This window comes from Plantactinospora sp. CA-290183, from assembly GCF_050936375.1.
Classification (GTDB): domain Bacteria; phylum Actinomycetota; class Actinomycetes; order Mycobacteriales; family Micromonosporaceae; genus Plantactinospora.
In genome coordinates, this window is record NZ_JBNJMX010000046.1 from 1 (window position 1) to 15,167 (window position 15,167).

13 protein-coding genes and 1 pseudogene are annotated in these 15,167 nt (G+C 73.7%); 10 read left to right on the top strand and 4 right to left on the bottom strand.

Going from position 1 to position 15,167, the window contains the following annotated elements; all coding sequences use genetic code 11:
- Positions 1 to 511: 511 nt before the first annotated feature.
- Positions 512 to 1,276, top strand: a pseudogene (locus ACQEUR_RS25290) (polyprenol monophosphomannose synthase); the annotation flags it as partial.
- A gap of 87 nt (positions 1,277 to 1,363) precedes the next feature.
- Here the strand turns inward: ACQEUR_RS25290 and ACQEUR_RS25295 are convergent.
- The gene (locus ACQEUR_RS25295; RefSeq protein ID WP_433035929.1) at positions 1,364 to 2,965 is read right to left on the bottom strand and encodes a phytoene desaturase family protein; all 1,602 of its coding nucleotides are present in this window, start codon (positions 2,963 to 2,965) and stop codon (positions 1,364 to 1,366) included.
- A 129-nt stretch (positions 2,966 to 3,094) separates the two neighbouring features.
- On the opposite strand from ACQEUR_RS25295, the gene ACQEUR_RS25300 reads away from it, so the two are divergent.
- On the top strand, positions 3,095 to 4,534 hold the full coding sequence (locus ACQEUR_RS25300; RefSeq protein ID WP_433035932.1) for an aldehyde dehydrogenase family protein: 1,440 nt from the start codon (positions 3,095 to 3,097) through the stop codon (positions 4,532 to 4,534).
- Positions 4,535 to 4,606: 72 nt separating this feature from the next.
- Here ACQEUR_RS25300 and ACQEUR_RS25305 read toward each other — a convergent pair whose 3' ends face one another.
- Complete coding sequence (locus tag ACQEUR_RS25305; protein WP_433035935.1) at positions 4,607 to 5,029, bottom strand: ChaB family protein; 423 nt, start codon at positions 5,027 to 5,029, stop codon at positions 4,607 to 4,609.
- A 256-nt stretch (positions 5,030 to 5,285) separates the two neighbouring features.
- On the opposite strand from ACQEUR_RS25305, the gene ACQEUR_RS25310 reads away from it, so the two are divergent.
- The 4 genes from ACQEUR_RS25310 to ACQEUR_RS25325 all read left to right on the top strand — a co-directional run bounded on the left by ACQEUR_RS25310 (position 5,286) and on the right by ACQEUR_RS25325 (position 7,708).
- The gene (locus ACQEUR_RS25310; RefSeq protein WP_433035938.1) at positions 5,286 to 6,266 is read left to right on the top strand and encodes a YihY/virulence factor BrkB family protein; all 981 of its coding nucleotides are present in this window, start codon (positions 5,286 to 5,288) and stop codon (positions 6,264 to 6,266) included.
- 106 nt (positions 6,267 to 6,372) lie between these two features.
- Positions 6,373 to 6,783, top strand: a complete 411-nt coding sequence (locus tag ACQEUR_RS25315) for a DUF2795 domain-containing protein (protein ID WP_433035941.1) — start codon at positions 6,373 to 6,375, stop codon at positions 6,781 to 6,783.
- A 49-nt stretch (positions 6,784 to 6,832) separates the two neighbouring features.
- Positions 6,833 to 7,294, top strand: coding sequence for an SRPBCC family protein (locus ACQEUR_RS25320; protein ID WP_433035944.1), 462 nt, complete (start codon positions 6,833 to 6,835; stop codon positions 7,292 to 7,294).
- Positions 7,295 to 7,417: 123 nt separating this feature from the next.
- Positions 7,418 to 7,708 (top strand): hypothetical protein, encoded by a 291-nt coding sequence (locus tag ACQEUR_RS25325; protein WP_433035947.1) that lies wholly within the window; start codon positions 7,418 to 7,420, stop codon positions 7,706 to 7,708.
- 40 nt (positions 7,709 to 7,748) lie between these two features.
- Here ACQEUR_RS25325 and ACQEUR_RS25330 read toward each other — a convergent pair whose 3' ends face one another.
- Positions 7,749 to 8,972, bottom strand: coding sequence for an MFS transporter (locus tag ACQEUR_RS25330; RefSeq protein WP_433035950.1), 1,224 nt, complete (start codon positions 8,970 to 8,972; stop codon positions 7,749 to 7,751).
- 162 nt (positions 8,973 to 9,134) lie between these two features.
- Here ACQEUR_RS25330 and ACQEUR_RS25335 point away from each other — a divergent pair, with 162 nt between their 5' ends.
- The 3 genes from ACQEUR_RS25335 (at position 9,135) to ACQEUR_RS25345 (ending at position 13,042) form a co-directional block, all read left to right on the top strand.
- On the top strand, positions 9,135 to 9,347 hold the full coding sequence (locus ACQEUR_RS25335; RefSeq protein ID WP_433035953.1) for a hypothetical protein: 213 nt from the start codon (positions 9,135 to 9,137) through the stop codon (positions 9,345 to 9,347).
- Between the two features lie 110 nt (positions 9,348 to 9,457).
- Positions 9,458 to 11,608 carry an ATP-binding SpoIIE family protein phosphatase gene (locus tag ACQEUR_RS25340; RefSeq protein WP_433035956.1) on the top strand — a complete coding sequence of 717 codons (2,151 nt, stop codon included), beginning with the start codon at positions 9,458 to 9,460 and terminating at the stop codon, positions 11,606 to 11,608.
- Between the two features lie 54 nt (positions 11,609 to 11,662).
- Positions 11,663 to 13,042 carry a cation:proton antiporter gene (locus ACQEUR_RS25345; protein WP_433035959.1) on the top strand — a complete coding sequence of 460 codons (1,380 nt, stop codon included), beginning with the start codon at positions 11,663 to 11,665 and terminating at the stop codon, positions 13,040 to 13,042.
- A gap of 48 nt (positions 13,043 to 13,090) precedes the next feature.
- Here ACQEUR_RS25345 and ACQEUR_RS25350 read toward each other — a convergent pair whose 3' ends face one another.
- Positions 13,091 to 14,038: an anti-sigma factor RsbA family regulatory protein gene (locus tag ACQEUR_RS25350; RefSeq protein WP_433035962.1), complete on the bottom strand. Its 948-nt coding sequence runs from the start codon at positions 14,036 to 14,038 to the stop codon at positions 13,091 to 13,093.
- 281 nt (positions 14,039 to 14,319) lie between these two features.
- On the opposite strand from ACQEUR_RS25350, the gene ACQEUR_RS25355 reads away from it, so the two are divergent.
- Positions 14,320 to 15,167: glycoside hydrolase family 6 protein (locus ACQEUR_RS25355; RefSeq protein ID WP_433035965.1), on the top strand; the 848-nt coding region annotated here is incomplete at its 3' end.

Sequence of the window (15,167 nt, forward strand, 5' to 3'; positions counted from 1 at the left end):
CGGGACCAGCGTGCCGTCCCGGTCGAACAGCACCGCGTCGAACAGGCCCGGCCCGGCCCGCACACCGGCCGGGCCGCTGTGCGCGGCCGATGACCTGCGCTGATGCGGGTCGACCCGGTCGCTTCGCACGGCGGGCGGGTTCCCGGGGGCAGGAGGAGTAAACATCAATCCCGCCCCGCCGGCGGGTACGCGACACCGTCGGCGGGCGGAGCCGGCTCAGCCCGGCATTACCCGCGGCCGGCCCGGGTTACCCCGGTCAAACCCCGGGACGAGTACGATCATCTGCCGGCCGGTGGCGCCGCCGTGCCCACGACTGGCCTGTCCCCGGCCCGGCGTCCCCGGGCACCGCATCCGGGCGTGGCCCCGGCCCCCGACGCCGCACCGGGGGCGACCTGGCATGGTTCGCCGGCAAGATAGATGATTCGCACCCGTTACGCCCGTGTTGTTGCCCACGCTCTCCGTCAAGTTACGCTTTGCCCCTGACCGCTGTCGGCAAACCGAGGATGCCCCGATGATCGAACCCGTGCAGCTGCCCCTCCCGTGGCGGGACGCTCGCCTGACCGTCGTCGTCCCCACCTACAACGAGGCGGGCAACCTCCCGGTGCTGGTCGAGCGGCTGCTCGCGCTGCCGTTGCCCAACCTGAGCATCCTGGTCGCCGACGACAACTCCCCGGACGGCACCGGCGAGGTCGCGGACAAGCTCGCCATCGAGTACCCGGACCGGATCCAGGTCGTGCACCGTGCCGGCAAGGAGGGCCTCGGCCGGGCGTACGTCGACGGGATCGGGCGGGCACTGGAGAACGGCGCGGAGTACGTCGCCCAGATGGACGCCGACCTCTCCCACCCGCCGGAGGCGCTGCCCGGGATGCTCGGCTCGCTACTGTCCACCAAGGCCGGTGTGGTGATCGGTTCACGCTACGTACCCGGCGGGCAGCTCGACCAGGCGTGGCCGCTCTACCGGCGAGCCCTCAGCGGCTGGGCCAACTTCTACGTGCACACCCTGTTGCAGGTCCGGATCCGGGATCTGACCGCCGGCTTCAAGATCTGGCGGGCCGGGGCGCTGCGCGACATCGGCCTGCACCGGGTGCAGTCCAATGGCTACAGCTTCCAGGTGGAGATGCACTACCTGGCCACCAAGCTCGGCCACACCATCCTGGAGGTGCCGATCCACTTCCAGGAGCGGCTCGACGGCGACTCGAAGATGTCCACCGCGACGAAGATCGAGAGCGCGTTGATGCCGTTCAGGCTGCGCGGCCGGCACCGCAACATCGCCCGGTCCGCGCCGGACGAGGCCCGCACCGACGGGCCGGGCACTCCCGCCGACGCCGCAGACGCCGACGACTGAGCGCCCGGCGACGGCGGCTCAGGCGTAGATCGCCCGGTGCGCGGCGGCCACCGCCGCCGCGTACGCCCGGCCGGTCAGCGCCCGGTCCCGGGCGAGCGCGGCGCGGGCCGCGTTCGCCCCGGGCGCGCCGTGCACGCCCGCGCCGGGATGCGCGGACGCGCTGGCCAGGAACAACCGGTCCACCGGCGTGTCCGCGCGCCCCAGACCGGGCACCGGGCGCAGGAAGAGCTGCTGGTACGCGGCGGCGGTGCCCCCGCCCAGCGCGCCGCCGACCAGGCTCGGGTCCCCCGCCGCCAACTCGGCGGGACCGGCGACGTGCCGTCCCCGCACCAGGGCGCCGAACCCGGGGGCGGCCCGCTCCAGCACCGTCTCCATCGCCGCGACCCGCTCGGCCACCTCCTCAGCCGACCAGTGCCGGCGGAACGGCAGGTGGGTGTACGCCCAGAACGACTCCGTACCGGCCGGCGACCGGCCCGGGTCGGCGACCGTGAGCTGACCGGCCAGCACGAACGGCTCGGCCGGCAGCTCGTCCCGGGCCAGCGCCCCGGCGTACCGGCTCAGCCCGTCGAGGTCCCCGCCCAGGTGCAGGGTGCCGGCACCGGCCACCGCCGGATTCCGCCACGGCACCGGCCCGGCCAGCGCGTAGTCCACCTTGACCGTGGAGCCGTCCCAGCGGAAGTGCGCCAGGTCCTCCACCAGCCGGGGCGGCAGCCAGCGCCCGCCGACCAGGTCCAGGAAGAGGGCCGGCGCCGGTACGTCGGCGAGCACCGCCCGGCGGGCCCGCCACAGCGCGCCGTCCACCGAGCGCACGCCCATCGCCCGGCCCCGGGCGACCAGCACCCGGTCCACCGCGGTGTGGTGGCGAATCCGCCCGCCCCGGTCCCGCAGCCGGGCCACCAGCGCGTCGGTGATCCGCTGGGCGCCGCCGACCGGCACCGGCCAGCCCACCTGCTGGCCGAGCATGGTCAGCAGCCAGCCGTACACCCCGGAGCCGGCGTCGTCCGGGGAGAGGTCGGTGTGCAGGGCGCTGCCCGCCAGCAGCGCCGGGGCGCCCGGGCCGACGAAGAGTTCCGCGCCGAGCCTGCGCACCGGCACCACCAGCCGGCGGGCCAGCCGGAGCAGCCCGGCAGTACGCAGCCGACCGGCCAGCGCCACCGCGCCGCGCACCGGCGGGAACGGGGAGAACAGGGCGTCGAGCAGCGGCGCGGAGATCCGCCGCCACTCGTCGTACGCGTCCAGCCAGCGCTGCCCGTCGCCGACGCCGAACCGCTCCACGGAGGCCGCGGTGACCCCGGGATCGCGGTTGAGCACCACCGCCCGGTCGTCGGGGAACAGGTGGGCCAGCACGTCCGGCGCGTGCCGCCAGTCCAGCCCGTACCCGGCGAGGTCAAGCCGGCGCAGCACCGGCGAGGCGAAGCCGAGCGGGTAGAACGCGCTGTAGAGATCGCTGAGGTAGCCGGGGGCGGTCACCTCGGCCGAGCGGACCGCGCCGCCGGCCTCCCCGGTCGCCTCCAGCACCAGTACGTCCCAGCCGGCGTCCGCGAGCAGGTTGGCGGCGACCAGCCCGTTGTGGCCGGCGCCCACCACGATGGCATCGGCGCTTTCCCCCGGGACCGTCACCCGTGCACCCTATCGCCGGGCGGTCCACCGGCGGGCCGGCGCGCACCCACGCGGCGGGGCCCGGTACCCGCCACCGCCAGGGACGAAACCGTGAAGTTTGGCTCGCCGGGCCGGGGGCAAGCTGCTGCCATGTATGAGGTCCAGCAGCTCATCGCCGGTGTCTGGGGTGCGGGTGGTGAGGCCGGTCGACTGACCGTGCTCGACCCCGCCGACGGCACACCGGTCAGCCAGGTGCCGATCGCCACCGAGGCCGAGGTGGAGGCGGCGGTGAAGGCCGCCCGTTCGGCGTCGCTCCGCTGGGCCCGGACCGCCCCGGCGGAGCGCGCCGCGGCACTGCACCGCGCCGCGGACGCGATCGAGGCGGAGGCGGACCGGCTCGCCGAGATGGAGACCGCCGAAATGGGACGGCCCCTCGGCGCCGCCCGGGGCGGGGTGGAGGCCGGCGTCTCGACGCTGCGCCAGTACGCCGAACTGGGACCGCTCCAGGGCGGCCGGGCCCTGGCCGGCGAGACCGACGCGATAGACCTGATGGTGCCGCAGCCCCGGGGCGTCGTCGCGGTCATCACGCCCTGGAACGACCCCGTCGCGGTCTCCTGCGGCCTGCTCGGCGCGGCGCTGGTCACCGGCAACACCGTCGTGTACAAGCCGAGCGAGCGGAGCCCGGCCAGCGGCTGGCTGCTCGCCCGCCTGCTCGACGAGTACCTGCCGTCGGGGGTACTCACCCTGCTCACCGGCGACGGTCGGGTCGGTGCCGCGCTCGCCGGCCAGGAGGTCGACGTCGTGGCCCACGTCGGCTCGACCGCCACCGGCCGCTCGATCGCCGCCGCCTGCGCCCGCAGTTCGGCCAAGGCGCTGCTGGAGAACGGCGGCAGCGACCCGCTGATCGTGGACGAGGGCGTGGACCTGCGGTGGGCCGGGCAGCAGGCCGCGCTCGGCGCGTTCGCCAACGCCGGGCAGCTCTGCGTCTCGGTGGAGCGGATCTACGTGCTCCGCTCGGTCGAGGCCACCTTCCTGAACGCCCTCGTGCAGCGCGCCGAGGCCCTCCGGATCGGGCCCGGCCGGGACCCGCTGACCGAGTTCGGCCCCCTCGTGGACCGCCGGCACCGGGACCAGGTCCACCAGCGCGTCCTCGCCGCCGTCGCGGACGGCGCCCGGATCCTCACCGGCGGGACGGTTCCGGAGGGGCCGGGTTCGTTCTACCCCCCGACCGTGCTCGCCGGGTGCACCGACCAGATGGCGGTGATGCGGGAGGAGACGTTCGGACCGGTCGCACCGGTGATGGCGGTCGACTCCTTCGACGAGGCGCTGTCCCGGGCGTCGTACTCGCCGTACGGGCTCGCCGCGACGGTGCTGACGAGTTCGATGAGCCACGCCCAGCAGGCCTGGCGGGAGCTGCCGGTGGGCACGGTGAAGGTGAATTCCGTCTTCGGCGGTGCGCCCGGCGGCGCCGCCCAGCCCCGCCGGGGCAGCGGCCAGGGCTTCGGGTACGGCCCGGAACTGCTCGGCGAACTCACCGCCACCAAGGCGGTGCACATCGGCGCGCCGGGCGGCGAGAACGGGCACTGGTGAGGGTGTAAGGAAGGGCCCCTTCTTATCGCATTTTGCATAGGAAGGGGCCCTTCTTAACCAGCCTGCCGGCGGCTACCGCTTCCGCCGCCCCTTGTCCCGGCCACGGGCCTCGGCGGTGCTGCGCGCGTTCGCCTTCTGGATCGCGCCCACCAGTTCCGCCTTGGTCATCCGGGACCGACCCGGGACGTCGAGCTTCTTCGCCACCTCCATCAGGTGTCCCTTCGGGGCGTTGGCGTCCACCCCGGAGGCGGTGGGCGCCCGCCGGGCCGGGCCACCGCCGGCCGCCTGCGCGTCGCTGGGGCCCTTGCGGCCCTTCGGCTCCCAGTGGTCGCCGACCTTCTCGAACGAGTGCTTCAGCGCGGCGAACGCGGTCCGGTGCGACCGCTGGCCCTCGCCGTACGTCTCGACGGCCGAGTCGTGCGTCTTCGCCCACGTCTCCTGGGCCTTCTCCGGCGAGCGCCGCAGGGTGCTGGGCAGAACCTCGCGTCCGGGCATGACAGGTCCTCCTGTCTGATCGGTGCGTACCCGCTGGCGTACCCGTACCCCGGGTCGTGAACCCTGCTCACCGGGGCGACCGGCCGGCGGGATCGACGTTTGTCCGCTTTCCCGCCGGGGTACCGAGCACGCCGAACCGGGCGACCGGCACGTTCCCCCACCGGGCGGCACACGTCGACCGGCGCCGGCGCGGGTCCGGAAGACCCGGCGGACCCACGGTGGTCAGCGGAGGCTGGCCGTCGACGAGGGAGCGGTCATGGCAGCCAGCACGGATTCGGACACCGCCACCACCAGCGGCGGACGGGGCTTCCCCGGACACCTGCGGCAGCTTCGCCCGTCGACCTGGCGCGGCGTGCTGTGGCGCAGCGCAAAGAACTTCTTCGACGACAACTGCGCCGACTGGGCCGCCGCGCTGACCTACTACGCCGTGCTCGCGGTCTTTCCCTCCGCGATCGTGATCGTCGCGCTGGTCGGCCTGGTCAGCGACGGCAACCGGACGATCGACACCATCGCCGGGCTGGCCAAGGAGGTCGGCGCCGGTTCGGTGTTCGAGAACCCGCAGGTGCTCGATGCGATGAAGGACGCCGTCAGCCGGGAGGGGCCGGTGAAGGCGCTGCTGAGCTTCGGTCTGCTCGCGGCGCTCTGGTCGGCCTCCGGCTTCGTCGGGGCGTTCACCCGGGCCTCCAACGCGGTCTACGGGGTCGAGGAGGGCCGCCCGTTCTACCGGTTGCGGCCGCTGCAACTGCTGCTCAGCGCGGTGGCGCTGATCCTGCTGGCGATCGTCGCCACCGGCCTGATCGTCAGCGGGCCGGTCGCCGACGCGGTCGGCAAGGCGCTCAACCTCGGCGACGTACCCCGGACCGCCTGGACGATCGCCAAGTGGCCGGTCCTGGTGGTCATCATGATGCTGCTGCTCTCGCTGCTGTTCTGGATCGCGCCCAACGTGCGGCAGCCCCGGTTCCGCTGGCTCACCGTCGGCGGCACGGTGACCCTGCTGTCCTGGGCGCTCGTCTCCTTCGGGTTCGGCTTCTACGTCTCCCGGTTCGACTCGTACAACGTGACGTACGGCAGTCTCGGCGCGGTGATCGCGTTCCTCGTCTGGGTGTACCTGTCCAACTGCGCGGTGATGCTCGGCGTGGAGATCAACGCCGAGGTGCAGCGCGGCCGCGCCATCCAGGGCGGTGCCGAACCGCCGGTGGAGCCCGCGCTGCCACCCCGCTCGCCCGCCGACTCCTGACCAGCGCGGGGACTCCTGACCAGCCCGCCGGCTCCTGACCAGCGCGGGGACCGTCCAGGACCCCAAAGTCCGTTTAGCCCCGGGCTGCGGGGGTAGCGCAGAAGACATGGAACGTGGCAACAGCAAGCACGGCCCCCGGATCGACGACGAGATGGGCCGCGAGGTGGACGGTACGGTCCGCGGCACGGCGGGCAGCCGGGTCGAGGAGTGGCGTCAGGCGGAGCCGGCCGGCGAGGACCAGCCCGAGGCGACCATGGTCCCGGCCGGGGCCACCCGGGCCGGCACCCCCCAGGGCATGAGTTCGGAGGACGTCGAGCAGCGCAGCCGGCTGGGCCGCTTCATCCCGCTGTCGGCGTTGCCCGGCGACCGGGAGAGCCTGCGCCGCAGCGCCGAGCAGAACGAGGCGCCGGACGAGGTGCTCGCCCAGCTGGACCGGCTGCCACCGGGTACCCGGTTCCTGACCGTCTCCGAGGTGTGGGCCGCCCTCGGTAACACGAACGAGACACAGCGCTGGTGACCCGGGGCCCGATGTCGAGCGGACAACCGGCAACGAAGGAGGAAGTCAGATGAGTGGCGTGACCAAGTCCGTGGATGTCGCGGTGCCGATCCGGACCGCGTACGACCAGTGGACCCAGTTCGAAGACTTTCCGCAGTTCATGGAGGGCGTCGAGGAGGTCCGGCAACTCTCCGACACGATGACGCACTGGAAGGTCGAGATCGGCGGGGTCAGCCGCGAGTTCGACGCCAAGATCACCGAACAGCTCCCCGACGAGCGGGTGGCGTGGAGTTCGACCGGGGGAACCCGGCAGGCCGGTGTGGTGACGTTCCACCGGCTCGACGAGAACCACACCCGGGTGACGGCACAGATGGAGTTCGAGCCGCAGGGCCTGGCCGAGAAGGCCGGTGACAAGCTCGGCGTGGTCGATCGCCGGGTCTCCGGCGACCTCCAGCGGTTCAAGGAGTTCATCGAGCGGCGCGGCAGCGAGACCGGCGCCTGGCGGGGCACGGTGGCCCGCCCCCAGCCGTAGTCGACCCCACGCGCGGATTCTCCGGCGGTGGCCACCAGGGTTCGTTCCTGGCGGCCACCGCCGTCGTCTGCCTGTCGATCTCGTGGCGTTTGCCGGCCGAGTGAGCCGGGTACGGCCCAGAGCATGACCGACGAGGACAGGCACGTGTGGCGGGACGAGGAGCGGCTGCCGCTCAGCGAGTTGGAGCGGGCGGTGGCACGGTCGCCCGTCGACGGGCAGGCCGACGACGTGACCGGCAACGACGCGGGCCTGGAGTCGGCGTTCGGCCACGGTCCGGAGGCGGACGAACAGCACCGTCCCGGGAGCGAGAGCACGGACAACGATCGGGACGACGAACGGGACCCGCAGGCGACCGACCCCCAGCGCCGGTACCGGCCGTCGACGACCGGGCGCACCGGCCCCGACACGCTGTGACTCCGAGCGGGCCGGGAGCGCTCCGCCGCTCGCGGCCCGCTCAGTCCGGCCGGACCGGGCGGAAAGGGCGCTCGGACGCCCAGTAGAGCCCGAGCATCAGCACCGAGAGCACGAGGAGCGCGGGACCCAGCAGCGCCAACGAGAGCTGGCTGATCAGGACCCCGATCCCGGCCGGGATGAGCGCTCCACCCAGCCCCGAGGCACCCACCTGGAGTCCGATCGCCCGGTCGGTGTGCCGCCGCCCGACCCGGTCCACGGTGGTGAGGGTGAGCAGCGGGAAGACCGGGGCGGCGGCGAAACCGAGTACGCCGAGGCCGAGCACCGTCACCCAGGCCGGCGCGGGCAGGGCGATCAGCAGCGAGCCGAGCGCCATGCCCAGCATGCTGCCGACCAGCACGGGACGGGTGCCGAGGCGCTCGGCGACCAGTCCCTGCACCACCCGACCGACGAACAGGCTGCCCCAGTAGAGCGAGACGCAGAGCCCGGCGGCGGTCGCGGACAGTCCCCGTTCCTCGGTGAGCAGCAGGAACGCCCAGAGCCCGGCGGCCACCTCGACCGCCACGTAGACCGCGAAGGCCAGCGCCCCGAACCAGACCGCCGGCAGGGCCAGGGTCTCCCTGATCCGTACCGGCCCGACCACCGGCGCCGGTCCGGCCGGGCCTTCCGCCTCGGCCCCGGGCGGCTCGGCCGGACCCCGGTCCGCCCAGATCCGGACGGTGAGGACGAAGGCCAACGCCAGCACCGCCTGGCCGATCGCCACGGCACCGTACCCCCAGCGCCAGGCCAGCCCGGCGGTGAGCACCGAGGTCATGATCAACGGCCCCAGCGCCACGCCCAGGCCGAAGCAGGCGTGCATCCAGTTCATGTGCCGGGCCCCGAACGCCCCGGCCGCGTACGCGTTCAGGCCGGCGTCGACGGCACCCGAGCCGAGCCCGAGCAGCAGCGCCGATCCGATCATCAGTGGCAACCCGGCCGAGCCGGCGTACCCGCTCAACGCGAGGGCGGCCAGCGCGGTGCTGCCGGCGAGCAGCCACCCGACACCCAGCCGGGCGATGCTGAACCCGGCGACCACGCTGGAGATCAGATAGCCGACGGTCCCGGACAGCAGCAGCAACCCGACGGACTCGGTGGGTACGGCGAACTCGGCGCGGATGGAGGGCCATCCGACGCCGAGCAGCCCGTCCGGCAGCCCGAGACTGACGAAGCCGAGGTAGGCCAGGACGAGGAGGGGGAGCCGCGCGGACCGGGGTGAGGTGGTGGTCACGACGGCCGATCCTGCCGGAGACCTCGACCGCCCCGCCATCGGGATGCCCGCATGTCGGATCTTGGAGAGTGAGCGCGGCAGAAGCGGCTCAACCGGACAGCTCGCCGCGAAATCGTCCGAACGGGGGACGGCGATCGGGATCAGCCGGGGCAGAATTTCGGGATGCATCAGGCTCCCGGTTTCCTCTCCGCGCGCCAGCGCCGCTGGGCGTGGCTCGGCTTCCTGCTGACCGCGCTCCAGGCTCCCGTGTCCGCCCGACTGGTCGAGGACGGCTCCTGGCTGTTCAGCCTCTGCGTCTCGCTGATGGTCGCCACGGTGATCCTGGCCGACGACGCCACGCGCCGGCGTCCGGTGGACGCGAACCCGGTGGAGTAACCCTCCGGGAGCGCCCTCTCACCCGCTGGTCGGTGGTCCGGATCAGGGCGGACCACCGGTCCGGTACCGGCGCGACGAGCGGATCCGGCGGATCCGGTTAGGCTGCTGTAATGCCAGGCACGGTCGGGCGAGTCCCCGCTCCCCCCTCCACCGTCGCCGGTGTGCCGCCGAGTCGCGACCACGCCGTCGCACCGCCCGCCCGCCGCCCCTGGGCGGACACCCCGTTGGGTCCGCCGGAACGCTGGGACCCGGCCCTGCGGACCGTCGTCGACCTCGTCCTCGCGGCGCCGGTGGCGATGGCCCTGGCCTACGGCGACGATTTCGCGCTGGTCTACAACGCCGGCTACGCCGAGTTGATCGGTACGAAGCACCCGGGCGCGTTCGGCCGGCCGGCCGCCGAGGTGTTCGGCGAGAGCTGGCACCTGCCGGGGGTCGGCGACGTCATCGAGCGGGCCTACCGGACCGGTGAGCCGTTCCTGGAGAAGGAGGCGGTGCTCCCGCTGGTCCGCCGGGAGTCCGGGGTGCCGGACCAGGTGGTCTTCACCCGCGGTTACTCCGCCGTCCGGGACTCCGCCGGCGCGATCATCGGCATCCTCGCGGTGGCCGCGGAGACGACCCAGGTCACCCAGCGGCTCCAGGGGCTCAGCCAGCTGGCCTCGGCGCTCTCCGGCACGTTGACCCTGGACGACGTCGCCCGGGTGACGCTGCGCAACGCGCTGTCGTCGTTCGGCGCCGACCAGGTGGAGTTCGGCGTGGACGACGGCGCCGGGTGGCGGCTGGTCCGGCGGGTACGCGGCGAGGTGCTGGACGAGGCCGACGAGCGGCTGCCGCCGCTGTGGCGCCGGCACCCGGTCGACTCCCCCACACCGCTGGTGACCGCCGCCCGGGACGGCGCCACCGACTTCGTCGACGACGGCGAGCCGCTGCGGCGGACCGCGATCGACCGGCACGACGAGAAGGTCCGGGCGCTGGCGACGCTCCCGCTGCGTACGGCCTCGCTGCGCGGCGGGTTCGCGGTCGGCTACCGGGAGCCACGCGTCTGGCCGCCCGCCGAGCGCGCCCTGCTCGCCGCCTCCGCCGAGCTGATCGGGCAGGCCGCCGAGCGGGCCCGCCGGTTCGAGAACCAGCACGGCACGGCGCAACTGCTGCAACGCAGCATGCTGCCGGAGCACCTGCCCGACCTGCCGATGCTCCGGATCGCCGCCCGGTACGACGCCGGGGTGGACGGCAACGCGGCGGGTGGCGACTTCTACGACGCCTTCGCACTGCCGGACGGGCACCTGGCGGTGGTCCTCGGGGACGTCGCGGGCCACGACCTCCAGGCCGCCGCGCTGATGGGACAGGTACGCGCCGCGCTGCGCGCACTGGCGCTGAGCGACCCGGACCCGACCTCGGTGCTGGCCGGGCTGGACCGGCTGGTGGTGAGCCTGGGCGCGGAGGCGCACAGCGACGAGCTCTTCGTCACGGTGGCCTACGGGGTGATCGAGCCGGACGGCGACCGCCTGACCCTGGCCACCGCCGGGCATCCCCCGCCGCTGATCCGGCACGCCTCCCCGGGCCGGCCGGCGACCGCCCGGTACGTCGACGTGCCGCCCGGTGTCCCGCTCGGGCTGCACGGCCGGCGGGCGGCGGTCACCGTCGACTTCCGGCCCGGGGACACCCTGCTGCTGTTCAGCGACGGCGTGGTGGAGCGCCGGCAGCGGAGCCTGACCGACGGGCTGAACGTGCTCGTGGACGCGATCGCCGGGGCGGCCACCGGGGATCCGCGGACGCTCTGCGCGCTGGCCACCGGCGCGGTGCCGGGCAGCACCGAGGACGACGTGGCCGTGCTCGCCGTGGAGCACGCGAGCACGCCCAGCCGGTCGGCGAGCATGGAGGTGCCGGCCGAGCCGACCGCGCCGGGTCGGGTCCGGCACTGGATGACGGGCCAGTTGACCGCCTGGGAGGTGCCCGAGGCGGTGATCGGTGCGGCGGTGCTCTGCACGAGCGAGTTGACCACCAACGCACTGCTGCACGCCGGCACCGCCGCCCGGGTGGAGATCGATCTCAGCTCGGAGCGGCTGCTGGTCTCGGTCGCCGACAGCGGCACCCGGGGTGCGGTGACCCGGACCCGCACGGAGAAGCTCAGCAGTCGCGGCCGGGGCCTCGGGCTCATCGAGCAGCTCAGCGACGGTTGGGGCACCGATCCGACGGTACGGGGCTCGACGGTCTGGTTCGAGATCCTGATCCCGCCCGAGGCACCGCAGGGTCGTCTGGACTGAGCCTCCGGCCCGGGGCAGGCGTGCGGAGCGGCCGTACGGGGAAAGGCTGCCGGGGTGGATCTCGCCGCTGTCGCGTACGCGCTCGTCGGACTCGGCGCCCTGCTCGCCGGGATACTGCCCCGGGTGCTGGAGCGCCGCCCCCTCTCCATGCCGATCGCCTTCCTCGGCCTCGGCATGCTGGTGTTCCTCCTGCCGCTCGGGTTGCCGGAACCGGATCCACTTCGGCACGACAAGATCGCCACCCAGCTCACCGAGATCGGCGTGATCGTCGCGCTGATGGGCGCGGGGCTCAAGATCGACCGTCCGCTGGGCTGGCGTAGCTGGTCCTCCACGTGGCGACTGCTGGCGATCGCGATGCCACTCTGCATCGCCGCGGTGGCCGTACTGGGCTGGTGGTGGGTCGGGCTCGCCCCCGCCGCCGCGCTGCTGCTGGCCGCCGCCCTCGCGCCGACGGACCCGGTGCTCGCCTCGGACGTGCAGGTGGGCGAGCCGACCGACGTCGAGGATTCCGAGGACGAGGTCCGGTTCGCGCTGACCGGTGAGGCGGGGCTCAACGACGGGCTCGCGTTCCCGTTCGTCTACGCCGCCATCGCCATCGCCACGGTCGGGCTGGCCCCCGACGACTGGCTGGGACGGTGGCTGACCGTGGACGTGGGCTACCGGATCGCGGTCGGGCTGGCCGGCGGGCTGCTGGTGGGCTGGCTGCTCGGCCGGTTGTTCTTCCGGGCCCGTTCGGAACACCTCCGGCTGGCCCGCCACTCGGAGGGGTTCCTCGCGCTCGCCGCGACCTTCCTGTCGTACGGGCTGATCGAGCTGGTCGGCGGATACGGCTTCATCGCGGTCTTCGTCACCGCGCGGGCGATCCGGGCCGCGGAGCGGTCCCACGAGTACCACCAGGTGCTGCACAACTTCGCCGAACAGGTCGAACGGCTGCTCACCGTCATGTTGCTGCTGCTCTTCGGCGGTGCGGTGGTGACCGGCCTGCTGGCCCCGCTGACCTGGCCGGCCGCCGCCGTCGGGCTGGCGCTGGTCTTCGTCATCCGGCCGCTGGTGGGGTGGCTGTCGCTGCGCGGCGCCCCCGGCAGTTCCGCAGAACGCTGGGTGATCGCCGGGTTCGGCATCCGGGGCGTCGGGACGTTCTACTACCTGGCGTACGCGACCGCACATGCCGAGTTTCCGCAGGCCGACCTGCTGTGGGCGACGGCCGGCCTGGTGGTGGTCGTCTCCGTGGTGGTGCACGGTGTGTTGTCCACCCCGGTGATGCAACTGCTCGACCGGGGCGCCCTGGGCGCCCGCTCCGGACAGCGCGACGGTGCCGAGCCGGGCAACGACGGTGCCGAGGACGGTGCCGAGCCGGGCGACCGGCCGACGGGGGCCGGGGGTCGGCCACCGCGCCCGCGGCCGGAGTCGGAGGCACCGGCCGACCGGGCCTGAGCGCCCCGCACCGCAGCGGGTGGGCCCGCAGCCGACCGGCGACGCGCCTCAGCGGTGCATGTGCAGGCGTACCGTGGTCGACTTCTCGTCGGTGTGCACCTGCACCAGGTCGCAGAGGTAGTTGACCAGCAGCAGGCCCCGGCCACGGTCGCTGGCCGGGGACGGCGGGATCCGGCCGGCGAGCCGGTCGGTGAGCACGCTCGAACCGGCGACCTCGCAGACCAGCCCCTCCGCGTCGCGCCAGACCCGGAGCACGGCCGGCTGGTCGGAGTGCACGACGGCGTTGGTGGCGATCTCGTTGACCGCGACCCGTACGTCGTCGACCCGGTCCGGGGGGAGCCCGGCCTCACGGGCCAGGGCGGCGACCAGGGCCCGCATCCCGGCCAGCCCCGGCGCCTCGAAGTAGAGCGTGGAGGCCGAGGAGGGCGGCTCGGGGAAGGGCAGGTTGAACGCGTCGACCACGTGCTCCGGACGGCCGTACCCGGCGCTGGCCTGCCGGTCGCCGCCCCGGATCAGGAACGGATGGGTACTGGCGGCGTCCGCGATCGCGTCGAGGTCCAGGGCCGCGGTGTCGTACGCGCAGAGGATGCTGGCGGGGCGGTCGGAGAGTGCGATGTTGATCAGAGCCTCGTGCTGTACGCAGCGCGGATAGGCCGTGGCCGAGCGGCCGGGCCAGATCGGCTCCCCCACCATCCGCACGCGGCCGCGGCCCGGGTGCTCGTTGAAGAAGGCGTAGAGGACGCCCGGGATGATCCACGCGGGGTTGCGGCCGTCCCGGGCCATGTCCACGAAGCGCAGCTCGGTGCTGGTGCCGAGCGCGGATCGCAGCAGATCCAGCCGGGTGCCGGGCACCGCGATCAGGACGGGCTCGCCGACGGCCAGGCCGGTTTCGACGAACGAGCGGATGGCGGTCACGTAGTCCTCGTCGCCCCGATAGAAGAGGGCGTCGTGGCGGAGCGCGGAGTGTCCCGACGGGGCCACCGACTCGAACGTCATGGCCCGACCGTCACCTGCGCCGCGTCCACCCGCACCTCCGCCATGCAGCCTACGCGCAGCGGGCAACGCACCGGGTGACGAGGCGGACACGCCGATGGGGAGGGGCGGTCGTCGGCGGGATGTCGCGCGCCGCGACCTGCGTCGATGCCCGTGCGCGGAAACCGGGGCTTCACACGGACGCAACATGGCCTTACCGTTGTCGATGTCTATGGGAGCGCTTCCAGCGATCCCACTCGATAAATGATCCCCTCGACCTCCCACCGTCCCGAAGGGAGCACCGCATGCGTGGAAGATCCGCGCTCACCGTGACCGGCGCCGTCGCCGCGACGGCACTGGCCGTCACGGCGGCGGTCGGTGTCGGCATGCTTCGACCCGATCCGGCCCGCGCCGCCGACTCGGCGTTCTACGTCGACCCGGACACCAACGCCGCCCGTTGGGTGGCCGCGAACCCGAACGACTCGCGCGCGGCGGTCATCCGCGACCGCATCGCCAACGTCCCCCAGGGACGGTGGTTCACCCAGAACAACCCGAGCACCGTACGCGGAGAGGTGGACGCCTTCGTCGGCGCCGCCGCCACGGCCGGCAAGATCCCCATCCTGGTCGTCTACAACATCCCGAACCGGGACTGCAGCGGGGCGAGCAGCGGCGGCCTGCCCAGCCACAGCGCGTACCGGCAGTGGATCGACGAGGTAGCCGCCGGCCTGGCCGGCCGTCCGGCCAGCATCATCCTGGAGCCGGACGTGCTGGCCCTGATGAGCAACTGCATGACCGAGTCGCAGCAGGCCGAGACCAGCGCCTCGATGGCGTACGCCGGCAAGGCGTTCAAGGCCGCCTCCAGCCAGGCCAGGGTCTACTTCGACGCGGCACACTCCGCCTGGCTCTCCCCGGCCGCGATGGCCGCCCGGCTGGTCGCCGCGGACATCGCCAACAGCGCCGACGGCATCTCGGTCAACGTCTCCAACTACCGGACCACCGCCGAGGCAGTCACCTACGCCAAGGCCGTCGTGGCCGCCACCGGTGCCCCGAACCTGAAGATCGTGGTGGACACCAGCCGCAACGGCAACGGCCCGGCGCCCGACTCCGAGTGGTGCGACCCGCCCGGCCGGGCGATCGGCACGCCGAGAGCACC